This is a genomic window from Pseudomonas sp. COR18 (assembly GCF_048568395.1).
Lineage (GTDB): Bacteria > Pseudomonadota > Gammaproteobacteria > Pseudomonadales > Pseudomonadaceae > Aquipseudomonas > Aquipseudomonas fuscovaginae_B.
In genome coordinates this window covers 6,612,736-6,626,717 of sequence record NZ_CP183808.1, presented here as the reverse complement: position 1 = coordinate 6,626,717, position 13,982 = coordinate 6,612,736, and the positions used below count along the sequence as shown (strand labels likewise).

General features: G+C 62.8%; 16 protein-coding genes. 10 read left to right on the top strand and 6 right to left on the bottom strand.

Features of this window, described 5'->3' with window-relative positions; genetic code table 11:
* Nucleotides 1-9: 9 nt before the first annotated feature.
* Entirely contained in the window at nt 10-1,350 is a 1,341-nt protein-coding gene (locus tag ACM62G_RS29695; RefSeq protein WP_419736290.1) for an MFS transporter, read from the bottom strand.
* Nucleotides 1,351-1,392: 42 nt separating this feature from the next.
* The gene (locus ACM62G_RS29690) at nt 1,393-2,313 is read right to left on the bottom strand and encodes an SMP-30/gluconolactonase/LRE family protein (protein WP_419736289.1); all 921 of its coding nucleotides are present in this window, start codon (nt 2,311-2,313) and stop codon (nt 1,393-1,395) included.
* A 455-nt stretch (nt 2,314-2,768) separates the two neighbouring features.
* On the opposite strand from ACM62G_RS29690, the gene ACM62G_RS29685 reads away from it, so the two are divergent.
* The 3 genes from ACM62G_RS29685 to ACM62G_RS29675 all read left to right on the top strand — a co-directional run bounded on the left by ACM62G_RS29685 (nt 2,769) and on the right by ACM62G_RS29675 (nt 4,748).
* Nucleotides 2,769-3,482 (top strand): IclR family transcriptional regulator, encoded by a 714-nt coding sequence (locus tag ACM62G_RS29685; protein ID WP_081005870.1) that lies wholly within the window; start codon nt 2,769-2,771, stop codon nt 3,480-3,482.
* 214 nt (nt 3,483-3,696) lie between these two features.
* Nucleotides 3,697-4,071 carry a RidA family protein gene (locus tag ACM62G_RS29680; protein WP_054056733.1) on the top strand — a complete coding sequence of 125 codons (375 nt, stop codon included), beginning with the start codon at nt 3,697-3,699 and terminating at the stop codon, nt 4,069-4,071.
* 11 nt (nt 4,072-4,082) lie between these two features.
* A complete protein-coding gene (locus ACM62G_RS29675) occupies nt 4,083-4,748 on the top strand; it encodes a helix-turn-helix transcriptional regulator (protein ID WP_241494289.1) in 666 nt (221 codons plus the stop codon).
* A gap of 26 nt (nt 4,749-4,774) precedes the next feature.
* Here the strand turns inward: ACM62G_RS29675 and ACM62G_RS29670 are convergent, their stop codons facing one another.
* Complete coding sequence (locus ACM62G_RS29670) at nt 4,775-5,521, bottom strand: sulfite exporter TauE/SafE family protein (protein ID WP_273825697.1); 747 nt, start codon at nt 5,519-5,521, stop codon at nt 4,775-4,777.
* Nucleotides 5,522-5,637: 116 nt separating this feature from the next.
* Between ACM62G_RS29670 and ACM62G_RS29665 the strand changes: the two genes are divergently transcribed.
* The 3 genes from ACM62G_RS29665 to ACM62G_RS29655 all read left to right on the top strand — a co-directional run bounded on the left by ACM62G_RS29665 (nt 5,638) and on the right by ACM62G_RS29655 (nt 7,696).
* The gene (locus ACM62G_RS29665) at nt 5,638-6,534 is read left to right on the top strand and encodes a LysR family transcriptional regulator (protein ID WP_419736288.1); all 897 of its coding nucleotides are present in this window, start codon (nt 5,638-5,640) and stop codon (nt 6,532-6,534) included.
* A gap of 79 nt (nt 6,535-6,613) precedes the next feature.
* Nucleotides 6,614-7,069 carry an anti-virulence regulator CigR family protein gene (locus ACM62G_RS29660; RefSeq protein WP_054056737.1) on the top strand — a complete coding sequence of 152 codons (456 nt, stop codon included), beginning with the start codon at nt 6,614-6,616 and terminating at the stop codon, nt 7,067-7,069.
* 177 nt (nt 7,070-7,246) lie between these two features.
* Nucleotides 7,247-7,696 carry a hypothetical protein gene (locus tag ACM62G_RS29655; RefSeq protein WP_419736287.1) on the top strand — a complete coding sequence of 150 codons (450 nt, stop codon included), beginning with the start codon at nt 7,247-7,249 and terminating at the stop codon, nt 7,694-7,696.
* 155 nt (nt 7,697-7,851) lie between these two features.
* On the opposite strand, the gene ACM62G_RS29650 is transcribed toward ACM62G_RS29655, so the two are convergent.
* Entirely contained in the window at nt 7,852-8,079 is a 228-nt protein-coding gene (locus ACM62G_RS29650) for a hypothetical protein (RefSeq protein WP_054056739.1), read from the bottom strand.
* Nucleotides 8,080-8,325: 246 nt separating this feature from the next.
* On the opposite strand from ACM62G_RS29650, the gene ACM62G_RS29645 reads away from it, so the two are divergent.
* The gene (locus ACM62G_RS29645; protein ID WP_419736286.1) at nt 8,326-8,973 is read left to right on the top strand and encodes a LysE family translocator; all 648 of its coding nucleotides are present in this window, start codon (nt 8,326-8,328) and stop codon (nt 8,971-8,973) included.
* On the opposite strand, the gene ACM62G_RS29640 is transcribed toward ACM62G_RS29645, so the two are convergent.
* Nucleotides 8,970-9,782: a helix-turn-helix transcriptional regulator gene (locus tag ACM62G_RS29640; RefSeq protein ID WP_273825701.1), complete on the bottom strand. Its 813-nt coding sequence runs from the start codon at nt 9,780-9,782 to the stop codon at nt 8,970-8,972. The genes ACM62G_RS29645 and ACM62G_RS29640 overlap by 4 nt on opposite strands.
* A 282-nt stretch (nt 9,783-10,064) precedes the next feature.
* Between ACM62G_RS29640 and ACM62G_RS29635 the strand changes: the two genes are divergently transcribed.
* Nucleotides 10,065-11,072, top strand: coding sequence for an AraC family transcriptional regulator (locus tag ACM62G_RS29635; RefSeq protein ID WP_273825702.1), 1,008 nt, complete (start codon nt 10,065-10,067; stop codon nt 11,070-11,072).
* 117 nt (nt 11,073-11,189) lie between these two features.
* Entirely contained in the window at nt 11,190-12,020 is an 831-nt protein-coding gene (locus ACM62G_RS29630; protein ID WP_273825703.1) for an oxidoreductase, read from the top strand.
* 1 nt (nt 12,021) lies between these two features.
* Here ACM62G_RS29630 and ACM62G_RS29625 read toward each other — a convergent pair whose 3' ends face one another.
* Nucleotides 12,022-12,513, bottom strand: coding sequence for an Lrp/AsnC family transcriptional regulator (locus ACM62G_RS29625; protein ID WP_419736285.1), 492 nt, complete (start codon nt 12,511-12,513; stop codon nt 12,022-12,024).
* Nucleotides 12,514-12,689: 176 nt separating this feature from the next.
* On the opposite strand from ACM62G_RS29625, the gene ACM62G_RS29620 reads away from it, so the two are divergent.
* Nucleotides 12,690-13,973, top strand: a complete 1,284-nt coding sequence (locus ACM62G_RS29620; protein ID WP_273825705.1) for a cystathionine gamma-synthase family protein — start codon at nt 12,690-12,692, stop codon at nt 13,971-13,973.
* The last annotated feature ends 9 nt before the right edge of the window (nt 13,974-13,982 follow it).

Below are 13,982 nucleotides of genomic sequence, written 5' to 3'. Positions count from 1 at the left end.
CGCGGCGGCTCAGGCGTGACTGTCGAGTGCCCGGGGCTGTGCCGGCTGCTGTTTGGCCGGGTCGCCCAGCCAGATCATCAGGCAGGTACCGATCAGCAGGATCGACGCCACGGCGAAGAACGGCAGGGTAAAACTGTGGGTCGCATCCTTGATCAGGCCGATCAGGAAGGGACCGGTGAAACCGCCCAGGTTGCCGATCGAAACGATCATCGCCAGGCCTCCCGCCGCGGCGCGGCCGGTGAGGAATGTCGAGGGAATGGCCCAGAACGTTGCCTGGAACGACAGGATGCTGGCCACGGCCACGCAGAGGCTGGCGATCCTGAGCACTGGATGGGTCGTAAGGGCGGCGGCAACCAGGGCCACTGCGGCCAGCGCCAGGGCCGCCACGACATAGGGCAGTCGCCGTTGGCTGCGGTTGGCCAGACGGGCCCACAGGGTCATCGACACCGCACCCAGCAGATAGGGCAGGGCCACCACCAGGCCAACCATCCCGTTGCTGATGCCCATGCCCTTGATGATCTGGGGTAGCCAGATACCGATGCCGATGGAGCCGACGATACAGCAGAAATTGATGGCGGCCAGGGTAAACACCTTGGGGTTGGTCAGGGCGGCGCGCAGGGTATTGCCGTGCGATGCGCCAATGGTCTGCTGCTCTTTGGAAATCCTTTCGCTGAGCCAGGCTTTTTCGCGTGCTGTCAGCCACTTGGCCTTCGCCGGGGTATCGACCAGCACGAACAGACAGGCAACGCCCAGCAGCACGGCCGGCATGGCCTCGGTCACCAGCAGCAACTGCCAGTTCTTCAGCCCCCAGACGCCGTGCTGTTCCAGCAGCCAGCCGGACAGCGGCGAGCCGACGATGTTGGCAACGGGAATTCCCAGGAGGAATGCCGCAGTCGCCTTGGCCCGCCATTTGCCCGGGAACCAGTAGGTGAAGTACAGGTACACCCCGGGGGTGAAGCCCGCTTCGGCCAGGCCCAGCAGGAAGCGTGCGATGCTGAAACTGATGGGGCCGGTGGCGAACGCCGTCGCCATGGAGACCAGGCCCCAGGTGATCATGATCCGCGCAATCCACACGCGTGCGCCGAAGCGTTGCAGCAGCAGGTTGCTGGGTATTTCAAAGATGAAGTAGCCGAAGAAAAACAGCCCTGCGGCCCAGCCGAACAAGGTTGCGGTCAGGCCCAGGTCCTGGTTCATGCTGATGGCGGCGAAGCCGACGTTGGTGCGATCCAGGTAGCTGATCACATAGCAGAGGAAGATGAACGGGATCAGTCGCCAGAGAACGCGGCGCATGAGGCGTTCGCCCTCGGCGTCGTCGAGCGGCGCCGCAGCGTGGGGAGTGTCGTGGGACATGTCATTACTCTTTTTGTAATTGTTGTGTGAGCCGTATGGCTGTCAGCTATGGGAATACAGGGGCAGCCCGGGGCTGGCGGTACGAACCTGGAGGATGCTGCCGGTCTCGGATTCGGTGATGAACAGGGTCTGTCCATCGTCGCCGCCAAAGGCCAGGTTGGTGTTGCTGATCCCGACGCAAGAGACGATGCGCTCCAGGGGCTCCGCGACTCTGGACAGCTTCCAGACCGAACCGAAACCGGTGTGGGCGACATAGAGGTTGCTCTGGGCATCGAGGGCCAGGCCATCCGGGCCGCCGAGGCCGCCATGCAACTGGGCGAAGACGCCCACCTTGCCGATGATCGAGCCGTTGCCCAGGGGGATTCGCCAGATCTGCTGGGCGCGGGTCACCGCGATCAGCAGGTGGTTCAGGTGCGGGTCGAAGACGATGCCGTTGGGGCTGGGGATCGTATTGAGCAGGCAGGTGAGATTGCCGCCGGCGTCGAGCTTGTACACGCGCCCACTGGCATCCTGCAGGCCGGTCTGGCCCTGGTCGGTGAAGTACAGGTCGCCGTTGGGGGCGAACACCAGGTCATTGACGCCCTTGAAACCTTCCGAGCCTGCGGACTCCAGCAATGGCTCGATCCTTGCGCTCTGCGCATCGAGCACCATGATGCCGCGCTTGTAGTCGGTGATGAAGATTCGCCCATCCTGGTGGATTTTCAGGCCGTTCGGCCAACCGTCGTACTGGCAGACCAGTTCCCATTCTCCCTGGCGGGAGATGCGAAAAATCCGGCCGTTGGGGATGTCGGTCACGTAGAGGTTGCCTTGACGATCAAAGGATGGGCCTTCGAGAAACGAGTCGATGGCCCGGCCCTGGCGATTGGCATTGGCCCACGCAGTGGGGCGGACATCGCGGTAGCGATCGGGCAGGCGTGTGAAAACGGTGGTTTCGGTGCGCGGTGGCGCGGCGAAGAAGCTCATGGAGGCTCCGGGCGACAGGGGCGCAACAGGGCGCCTGGTTGTTGTTGTGTTTTGCAATTTAATGAAATGCCATTTCAAAATAAATCATAAGTTTCAAAAATGCGATGCCTGGCGTCCGGTATTTTCCGATTTAACTGCGTGGTAAGGATGCGGTGAAGAGTGGTGTGGTTGTAGGTGGATTAAAAAAAGGAATGTTGTTCTAATATTTTGGCGGCATGGCCTCCGGCAGCGCCAGCGGGCCGTTGGGGGCCGGGCCTCATGTGGGCCAGCGCGAAGAGGTTTTTCAACGCCAGTCCACCGATTACGCCGAGGCCAGGGACGGCTGGTCTTCTTGCCCGAATCCATCCAGGGCCGCATCGGCGGCACAAGGATGGCGAGGAGCAGGGGGGTTGTCGGATAATGCGTGCATTAGCCCTTGCGAAACATGAGGGCACCAATCACGTGAGGTCTTTCTGATGGTAAAAGCGCGGCCGCGTCCAGCGGTAAACGGTGTGGCTTCGGCCGACCGTGTATTGACTGTGCTCTCAGCGTTTCAAATGGGCGATTCGGCGTTGAGCCTGGTGGAACTCACGGAGCGTACGGGGCTGATCAAAAGCACGATCATGCGGCTGATGGTGTCGCTGGAGAACCACGGTTTCATCACTCGAATGAGCGATGGCCGCTATCAACTGGCCAGTGAGGTCATGAGGTTGAACGCGGTGTACCAGGAAACCCTCGACCTTGAGCGACATGTCATGCCTCGGTTGCATTATCTGGCCGAGCAGTCCGGCGAGACCGCCTCGTTCTACGTGCGTCATGGCGCCTATCGGATGTGCCAGTATCGGGTCAACTCCTCCCATCGCCTTCGTCTCAACATGCAGCCAGGCGACATGCGGCCCATGGACGAGGCCGCCGGTGCCCAGGCCCTGCGCGCGCCGTTCCAGACCGGCATTGCCCTGGAGAAACCCTATTATTCCTGTGGTGCGACCGACCCGCATGCCTCATCCATGGCCTTGCCGATCTATGGTGCGCAGCATGAATTGATGGGCGCGCTGGTCATCTCCGGGCCTGCCAGCCGGTTGACGGAGGAATGTGCGGACAGCTTCAAGCAGGTGTTTTTCGAAACGGCGCGCGATCTGATGCGCAGCCTGGGCTACAAGCCTTCCAATGCGGAGCTTGACGCTGAATGACGGGGAGCAGCCCTTCGCCGATGGTGTGAAAACCCGCTGGTCCTCGTCTGAAGCCCCCGGTTTTGTAACGTCGACGGCTGCTCGGGCAATGGCAGGGCCGCGCTTCGGCATGATGCTGCAGAGTGAATAAAAGTATTGCGAATGAGCATTTGTTCATTTTAGCATCCTGGGCTTCCCCTCATGGGTCACACCAATCGCTATCGGAGCCCCTTTCATGAAGACCATCACCAGCGCCAATGCCCCCGCTGCAATCGGCCCGTACTCCCAGGCCAAGGCTTTCGGCAATCTGATTTTCACCTCCGGCCAGATTCCGCTGGACCCTGCCAGTGGCCAGGTGGTGGAAGGCGGCATTCGCGAGCAGGCGCTGCAGACCATCAAGAACCTGGAAGCTGTCCTGAAGGAAGGTGGGGTCGGCTTCGAGCAGGTGATGAAAACCACGTGCTTCCTGCATGACATGGCCGATTTCGCCGTCTTCAACGAGGTTTACGAGCAGTTCTTCGTGTCCAAGCCGGCACGCTCCTGCGTGGCGGTCAAGACCCTGCCAAAAGGTGTGCTGGTCGAGATCGAGGCGATCGCCGTCTCGGCCTGATGCCCCGGAGCATGGTCAAGCTTTCGCCGGCAGACCAGGCCATCCTGCAGTCCCATTCGACGCTGCTGGACGGCCTGGCAGCCTACCTGGGGGCGGGCTTCGAGTTCGTCCTCCACAGCCTGGACAACCTGGACGCCTCGGTGATCAAGATCATCAACGGGCACCTGACCGGGCGGCAGGCGGGCGCTCCGATCACCGACCTGGCCTTGCGCATGCTCGCCGAGATCAACGATTCGCCGAACCGCTCCGGCATGAGCTACTTCTGCAGCAATCGCAACGGTGAACCGCTCAAGTCCACCACCCTCGTCATCCGCGGCGAGCAGGGCACGCCGATAGGGCTGTTGTGCATCAACTTCCACCTGAACACGCCGCTGCACGAGATCCTCGGCAGTTTCACACAACTGCCCGCCGGCGCCCCCGAGGTGCTGTCGGAGAACTTTGGCGCTGACGTCAATGAAACCGTGCTGGTGGCGCTGAGCACGGCGCGCAGGAAGGTCGCCGAGACGATGGCGGTGTCCTCGGGCGGCTACAACAAGGCGGTCATCAACCTGCTTCACGAGCAGGGCATCTTCAAGCTCAAGGGCGCCGTCATTCGGGTTGCCCAGGACCTGGGGGTCTCCAGGAACACCGTCTATCTGCACCTGCGTTCGGCACAGGACGGCGAGTCGTCTGCCTGAGCGCAGCCACCCTGTTCCAGGTTGCCTCAGAGCAACGGCCGAGAGCAAAGCTCAAGGCCAAGCACGAGGAGCAACAGCAGGAAACACTGGCGGAAGCGCAGGGGGCTGATCCGCCTCCGTACACGTTGGCCCACCCACATGCCGATCAGTGCCGGCACGACGGCTGCTGTCGACATACCGAACTGCTCGACGTGAAAGGCGCCGTGGGAGAACAGCCCGATGGCCAGGGCCACCGTGGAGAGGGTGAAGGACAGGCCCAGCGCCTGAACCAGTTCCTCCCGGTTCATGTTCAGTGACCCGAGGTAGGGCACCGCAGGCATCACGAACACACCTGTCGCCCCTGTCACCACCCCGGTTATCAGGCCGATGACCGCCGATAGCCATTTTTCCACCCGGCCCGGCACCGCGAGGGTGGGCGCAACCAGGGCGTAGACGGCATAGACGATCAGCGCCATGCCCAGGCCGAAGCCTGACCAGACGGGGTCTGCCTTCACCAATAATGCCGAGCCGCCCACGGTGCCGAGCAGGATGCCCAGTATCATCGGCCAGAGCCTGCGTAGCAGACGCGTTATCGATGGGCCGCAAAACAGTTGCCAGACGTTGGTGACGAAAGACGGTATGAGCAGCATCGCGGCAGCGGCCGCCGGCGGCATCGCCGTGCCGAGCAATCCCATGGCCACCGTTGGCAGCCCCATGCCGGTGACGCCTTTGACCAGGCCGGCCGCCAGGAAGGTGCCCACCAACAGAACAATGTACAGCGTGTGATCGTGCATGAGTGATCCGCTTCGAGGGGGGACAGGGCTGAATTGAAGCCTCTGGCGGAACGCTGCACAATGCGGAAATATCAGCACAGCCTTCGGATGATCCGAAGGCAGGAGCGAGGTGATCCATGCGTTTCGACTTGGCGGACCTGCAGTTGTTCCTGTGTGTCGTGGATGCCGGCAGCATCACCGCTGGCGCGGCCCGGGCGAATCTGGCCCTGGCCTCGGCCAGCGAGCGATTGCGCAGCATTGAAAGCGCCGCCGGCGTGGCCCTGTTGCATCGACGCCCGCGAGGAGTGGTGACCACCGAGGCGGGCGAGGTGCTGGCGCATCACGCCCGGCTGATGCTTCGGCAGCAGGAGAGGCTCAAGGGCGAACTGCAGGACTTTGCCGCCGGTGTCCGGGGCACGATCCACCTGTATGCCAACACCGCCGCACTCACCGGGTTTCTGCCGAACCGCCTTGCACCGTGGCTGGCCGAGCGCCCCCGTTTACGCCTCGAACTCAGGGAGCGCACCAGTGCCGACATCGTCAGCGCGGTGGCGGCTGGATTGGTCGAGGCCGGTGTCGTCTCGGATGCCGTTGACGCGCAGGGCCTGCAGTTGCAGGCCGTGGCGAAGGATCACCTGGTGTTGATCGCGGCGGCCGGGCAGCCATTTCCGCCAGGCAAGGACGTCACGTTCTCGCAGGTCGTGGATCTTCCCTTCGTCGGCCTGTCCCCCGGAAATGCCCTGCAGGATCACCTCAACGACCATGCCCATGCCGCGGGCAGGCCTCTCGATCTCAGGGTTCGCATGAAAACCTTCGAAGGTTTGTGCGAAATGGTTGCCCATGGCGTCGGTGTCGGGATCGTGCCCCAGGACATCGCCCGGCGTTACAAACGGCGGTACCCCCTTCGGCTGCTTGCCTTGAACGATGACTGGGCACGGCGGCAGCTCTGCCTCTGCTTTCGGCAGTGGCATGAATTGGCGGCGCCGATGCAAAGCCTGCTGGTTCATCTGGGAGGCGGGCCGCAAGCGGTTTGAGCCTCTGCTGGCACGGCGCACCGGCTTCGGGGCAGCTACATTGATAGCGGTGAGACATTTCCTTTTCAGGAGGACGACCATGCGTAACGCTCGTTTGTTGACGGCCCTGACCACCGCCCTGGTGCTGGCTGCCGGCTCCGCCTGGGCAGATCCGGGCAATGGCCAGGGAAACGGCAAGAAGTTTTCCCAGGGCTTTCAGGGCCAGGACGATCAGGGCGGTCACGGTAAAGGCAGGAAATCCGCTCATGGCGATCGGGCGCAGGGTCCCAGCATCGACCGCAATGGGGTGCTCGTCGTGCTGGGTGGATACCGTGACTACTGGAGCCCGGGGCCTGCCTTGCCGCCGGGGATTCGCAAGAACCTGGCCCGGGGCAAGCCGCTGCCACCCGGTATCGCCAGGAAGCTCGATGGTCGACTGCTGGGGCAGTTGCCGCGTTACGACGGCTATGAATGGCAACAGGCAGGGGCCGACCTGATCCTGGTTTCGATTGCCAGCGGGATCATCTATGAAGTGCTCAGTGGTGCCTTCAATTGACCCGTTCCACCGGCCATTCGCTTCGGCGGTGGCCGGTTGTCGAAGGGATCCAGGGAGAGGCGTTCTCATTCACTTTATAAAAGGCCATCAAGGCTTCCGTCTGTCGTCTTCCATTGAACGGCAACCCATTGATCGAGTCCCAGGCAGTGCAAAAGACTCACTCAACTGGAAGCCATCATGCGTTTCAAAAAAACCAACCTGATTGCCGTCATGTCCTGCTTCATGATGTTTGCAACTGCTCCGCTGCTACCGGCACAACTCTCCCTCGTGACCTCCGCCTATGCCAAGGGCGGTGGAGGTGGCAACGGCGGTGGCGGCCACGGCGGGCATGGGGGAGAGGGCGGCGGTCACGCCGGTGCCGGGCGCTCGGCGAGCGCCGAGGGGCGAGGCCAGGCACTGGGTCACCAGAGCGATCATGTCGGCAAGGCGGTTCGGGATCATGGGGTGAGCGGCCAACATACTGGCCAGGCCCGTAACGGTTCCAAGGGACATGGCGTTGCCACTTCCGGCGTCGCCCACTCCAAGGCGACCCAGGGCCTGTCGAAGGCGACCGCCATTTCGGCCACCACGCCGGGCGATCACAATGCCAAGGGGCTGAGCAAGGCCAGCGTGTCAAAGGCCAGGTAGGGCGGTCGATCAGGCTGCGTTCGTGGGGTATAGCCTGTAGCTATAGCCGGGGAGGGGCGGCGGCGAGCGGACAACAGCACACCGTAGCCTTCGTGCCAACGAAGGCTTGTCCCGTGCCGCTGCCGGAAAACACGGATCCATTCACCTGTTTTCAGTCAGCTGCGAAACCTGGGCAATGGACGCTCGATGCTCAGCGAGGTGAGCGTCTTGCGCACCTGGGCATCCTCGGCCTCCAGTGCCTTGAGACTCGCGCGGATCTTGCCGGCCGCCGGCATGTCGCCCTGGCGGTCGATCCAGTCGGCTATCTCCTTGCAGGCACTGCTCAGGCAGGCCTGACGCTGGTTCATCAACGACAGCAGGTTGGTGAGTTCTCGTTCGGACATGATGGGATCCTCCGTTCGACCTCATCAGTGTAGCAGCGCTCTGTCGGAACATGGCGGCAGCTTGCCTCGGCGTTTTGCCCGCCGGCCTACAGCGCCGAGCGCAACCCTGGTGTCACGAGTCAGGTCTGTGGCCGCCCTGGCCCGGGCGGTGTTGGCAGATACCTGGGCAACAGCAATTTTTTCCAATATTCCGCCGCCGCGTTCTGGCTCAATCAGCGACCTGTTTACGTTTGCCTGGGTTTGTCCGTGCAGTTCACCAGTGGTTTTCTTCTCAGTCTTTCGCTTTGTCTCGACATCGGCCTGGCCAATATCGCCATGATCACCCTGGCGATGCAGCGGGGCTTTCTGCAGGGTTTCTGGCTCGGGCTGGGTACCTGCTTCGGCGACCTGATCTACGCGATCCTGGCCCTGGTCGGGATGACCGTCCTGCTCCAGTTCACCTGGGTGAAGTGGAGCCTGTGGATCGGAGGATCGGCGCTGCTGATCTACTTCGCCGTGCGCATGATCATCAATGCCTGGCAGAGCCATGGCACCATGCAGAACGCGGGGCAGGTCGTGGAGCGCTCGGCGATCAAGGCGTTCCTGCGGGGAATATTCATGGCCGTCTCTTCTCCCAGCGCCATCCTCTGGTTCGCGGCGGTGGGCGGCACGCTCATCTCCCGCTCCGGTGCCGGTGGGCTGGGCAATGCATCCCTGTTTCTCGCCGGTTTTTTCGTGGCGGGCGTGTGCTGGAGCGTCGGTTTGTGCACCGCGGCCAGCCACGGCGGCAAGCTGCTGGGTGACCGCATGCTGAGGTACAGCTACATTGCCTCGGCACTGATCTTCGCCTGGTTCGCGGCCTACGTGATCGCAACGGGGTACCAGGAGTTCATCCTCGGGCAGCCTGTCGCCTAGCGCCGTGGGCCCTTGCGTGGCATTCGCGGGCTGTCCCTGTAAGCGTCCGAGTAGGCCTGGGGAGAGACGCCCATCACCTTGCGAAAGGCGTTGATGAAGTGGCTCTGGTCGTAGAAGCCCAGTTCGGTGGCGACGTCCAGCACGCAGGCCCGATCACGTAGCCGCCGGCGTGACTCGATCAGCCGCAGTTGCATCTGGTATTGCAGGGGCGCCAGTCCGATCTGCTTCTTGAAGCATCGCACCAGGTGGTATTTGCTCAGACCCACGGCTGCGGCCAGGTCATCCAGATCGGCCTTGCGGGTCAGGCAGTCACGCAGGTACTCGACGGCCCGCGAGACGGCGGCGTGCTGTTCGCCGAACCGCGTATTGCGGGGTTCCAGCCATTGACAGAGCAGGCACAGGAAAGCTTCCTCCCGCTGCCTGCGATGAGCGGCCGGTGTCCGAGCGAAGTCGAGCAGGGCCTGGTGCAGGTCGGGGTGACTGAAAACGCCCTGCTCAAAGGTGCTGCTGGCCAGGTTGTTGTCCCTGACCACGCGGGAAATACCCTCAGGGTCCAGATGCAGGCTCACATACTCGACCCCGGTCGGACAAAACTCCGAGGCCTGCATGGCCAGCGGGTTGTACAGGGTGATCTCGCCGGGCCTGGCGGTCAGCGTCCGGCCATCGAGCCAGATGTGTTCGGTGCCCTTGAGGTTCGTGCCCAGCACATACTCATCATGGGTATGGCGGGGGAAGCTCGCGGCATCGGCACGCACCCATGAGGCTTCGATCAACGTGCCAGCTTGCCAGTCGTCGGTGACAAGGGGCATGAGTCACGTCCTCCTGGTCAGCGCATCAGGCTGTGGCGGGGTTATCGGCTGGGGATCGGGCAGGAAAGTCATGCTGCCATTGTGCCAGAGCGCAGTCCTGGCGGCGATAAACTCCGGAATGGGCGCATAGCCGGGAGGTATTGGCAAAGGCATGAGGCCGTGGCGCCACTTGAATAGGCCGTGGCGCGTTTTGCATGAATGGAAAATGCGCCATCTCTCTATACTGGGGCATGCTTGAAAGGGCGGCATGTCGCCACCCTGGACCCACGACAGGGGCTGACGATGCAGAACAAAACCTTTGGGCTGGACATCGGCTGGCAGGTCCTGCTCAGGGACTTTGGCCTGCAACCCGTTCATGTCCTGCGTCGGGCCGGTCTCCCCGACGACCTGTTTTCCCGGGCAGGGCCCGGGCTCAGCACAGAAGAGTATTTCCGTTTCTGGAGTGCTCTGGAGGCGGAATCGGGTGATCTGATGTTTCCCCTGCGCTTGGTCGAAACCGTGTCGGCGGAGACCTTCAGTCCACCGTTGTTCGCGGCCCTGTGCAGCGCCAATCTCATGCAGGCCGTACAGCGCCTGGCCAAGTACAAGCAACTGGTGGCACCCATGAGCCTTGAGGTGGTCGTGGGGGAGGCGGGGGAGTTGACGCTATCGCCTCGCTGGCTGTTGGCGCAGAGCGCGGTGCCGTATTCGTTGCAGGTGGCCGAGGTGGCATTCTTCCTGCGCCTGGCCCGTCTCGCTACCCGCGAACCGATCAGGGTGCTGCGGGTCGCTCTTCCCAAGTCGCCCCCCGGCGCTTATGCGCGGCGTTACGAGCACTTCTTCGGTGCGCCCGTGCAGTACGCGGAATGTCCCGCTGTCACTTTTGACGCAGCGGATGTGCTGCGTCCATTCCTCACTGTCAACGAAGGCATGTGGCGGGTATTCGAGCCCGATCTGCGCCGACGACTCAGCGAACTCGATGCCACGGCGACGACGGTGGCGCGTGTGCGGGCGGTGTTGCTGGAACTGCTGCCAGGCAACGCCGCCACCATCGAGAAAACCGCCGAGCGCCTGGGCTTGAGCAAACGCACGCTGCAGCGCCGTCTCGAGGACGAAGGGGAAAACTTTCGTGCCCTGGTCAATGCCACGAGGGAGAGCCTGGCCCGGCACTACCTGGGCAGTACCACGATGTCCGGAGGGGAGATTGCCTTCCTGCTCGGCTTCGAGGATCCCAATTCCTTCTACCGCGCCTTCCAGGACTGGACCGGGCAGACGCCCGAGCGCGTCCGCCATGCCATGCGCCCGAATTGAGCGACAGGACAACTCGTTCAGCGTTGGCGCGAACTGTCGGCCTCCTGGCACCGATGGCAAGTGAGCTGCCTGGCGGTATCCGGATAATGGGTTCCATCCAGACAAGCGAGGTTCGACATGTTCACCCACACAAAGAAAACCGCCTTGGTCACCGGCGCTTCGTCGGGCATGGGCAAGGCCATTGCCAGGAAACTGATCGAGGAGGGTTATCAGGTCTACGTCGCTGCGCGCAGTGTCGAGAAGATGGCCGATCTGGCCCGGTTGGGCGCTCAGGTCCTGCGCATGGATGTTTCCTGCGACGGGCAGATAGTTGCCGGCGTTGAAACCATCCTCGCCCAGACCGGCGGCGTGGAGGTGCTGGTCAACAACGCCGGCTTCGGTTTGTACGGGCCGGTAGAGGAAATCGGCATCGACGAGGCCCGCTACCAGTTCGAGGTGAATGTCTTCGGCGCGGCGCGCCTGACGCAGTTGCTGCTGCCCTCGATGCGTGCCAGGGGCTCAGGCTACATCGTCAACATCACTTCGATGGGCGGCAAGATGTACAGCGCCTTGGGGGCCTGGTATCACGCCACCAAGCATGCCCTGGAGGGCTGGTCGGACTGTCTGCGCCTGGAAGTCGCCGAGTTCGGCATCAAGGTCGTGATCGTCGAGCCCGGCGTTATCGAAACGGGCTTCGGCGAGGGCGCGAGCCAGAGCCTGGTCAAGCGCTCGGCCGAGGGGCCCTATGGACGGCTGGTACAGGTGGTCGCCAGGCTGATCGGACAGACCTACGGCCAGGGGACGGCCAGTGATCCGGGCGTGATCGCGGACGTTGTCTCCCGGGCCGTCGCCAGCCGCAATCCACGCACGCGCTACGTGGCCGGCAAGTTCGCCAGGCTGCTGATTGGCCTGCGGGTATGGCTGGGTGATCGTCTGTTCGACCGGATCATTCTCAGCCAGGCCCGCTGAGTCACGCCTGGCGAACGCTGATCCTGTTGGACGCCTTCACTTCGCGCAACGAGAAGCTCGACTGCATCTCCTTGACGCCGGGGATGGTGCGCAGGCGGTTGAGGGCAAACGCCGAGAAGCTTTCCAGGTCATCGGCCAGCACCTGCAGCAGGTAGTCGTGCTGCCCGGAAATGTTGTGGCAGGCGGTGACCTCGGGCATTTGCCGGACCCGCTCTTCAAAGACCCGGCAGGTGGCTTCGGTGTGGTTGTCCAGGAGGATGCTGACGAAGGCGACGACACCCAGGCCCATGAGGTGCCTGTCCAGGATGGCCTGGTAGCCCCTGATTGCACCGATCGACTCCAGGCGCTTGAGGCGTTTCCAGCAGGGCGAGGGCGAAAGGGAAACGCGCTCCGCCAGTTCGGCGTTGCTGAGTCGACCATCGTCCTGGAGGATCTTCAGGATTTTCAGGTCTGTGTCGTCCAGCTCGATCTTCGCAGTTCTTGATTTCATCATTCTGACTTTTTATGGAAGAATATTTCCCATTCTGGCTTTAACATGATGAAAATGGAAAGAATCTTTTTCGGGGCAGTGGATACACTGGATGGGTTCACCACCCGCTCGGTTCGTCGTGTCTCGCGTGGCTGAGACGAGGTGCGTGGGCTCTATTTCAGTTCAGGGAAGACTCACGAATGTCCTACTCCAGCTACCACAAGAAGAAAATTGCCGATCACGAGCTGCACCCGGAAACGCTGATGATGTCGTACGGCTACGACCCGTTTCTGTCCGAGGGCGCCGTCAAGCCGCCGGTCTTTCTGACTTCCACGTTTGCCTTCCGTACCGCTGAAGACGGTGCGCAGTTCTTCGATATCGTTTCCGGCCGCAAGCCGCTGCCCGAGGGGGAGGCCGCCGGGCTGGTGTACAGCCGTTTCAACCATCCGAACCTGGAAATGGTCGAGGACCGCCTGGCGGTGCTGGATGGCGCGCAGGCGGCCGCGGTGACCTCCAGCGGCATGGCCGCCGTTGCCGCGGTGCTGCTTGCCTTCCTGCGGCCGGGAGACCAGATCGTGCAGTCGGCACCGCTGTATGGCGGTACCGAAACCCTGATCGCCAAGATCCTGCCCGAGTGGGGCATCGGTTCCCACGGCATCGACAACGGCCTGTCGCGCGAATCGATCCGTGAGGCACTGGAGGCCGCCGCGCGCCATGGCGCTGCGCGAATCTGCTACATCGAGACGCCGGCGAACCCGACCAACACCCTGGTGGACTTCGAGGCGATCCGGACGGAGGTCGATGATTTCACGGCCCGGCATGGCTACCGTCCGTTGATCGTGTGCGACAACACGCTGCTGGGGCCGATCTTCCAGCAGCCGATCCGCCATGGCGCCGACCTGTGCGTCTACTCGTTGACCAAGTACGTCGGTGGGCACAGCGACCTGGTCGCCGGCGGCATCACCGGCAGCAGGGAACTGATCGCCAAGGTGCGGGCGATCCGCAGCGCCTTCGGTTCGCAGTTGGACCCGCATTCCTCGTGGATGATTTCGCGCTCCATGGAAACCCTGGTGCTGCGCATGAAGCAGGCGGCTCGCAGCGGCAGCGCCATTGCCCACTGGCTGGCGAACAACCCCTATCAGAAGATCAAGGTGCTGCATCCGGAACTGATTGACGATTCGCGTTATCAGGCGGTGTACGAGCGCCAGTGCAGCGGGCCGGGCTCCACCTTCTCGTTCATCCTCGACGGTGGCCGCGAGCGGGCGTTCAAGTTCATCAATGCGCTGACCCTGTTCAAGTCCGCCGTGAGCCTGGGGGGCACCGAGTCGCTCATCTGCCATCCGGCCTCGACCACCCAGTCCGGCGTGCCCGCGCAACTGCGTGCCAAGGCCGGTGTGTCCGAGGGACTGATCCGTGTTTCGATCGGGTTGGAGCACGAGGCGGATCTGATTGCCGACCTCGAAAACGCCCTGCGCAACAGCTGAGGCAAACGC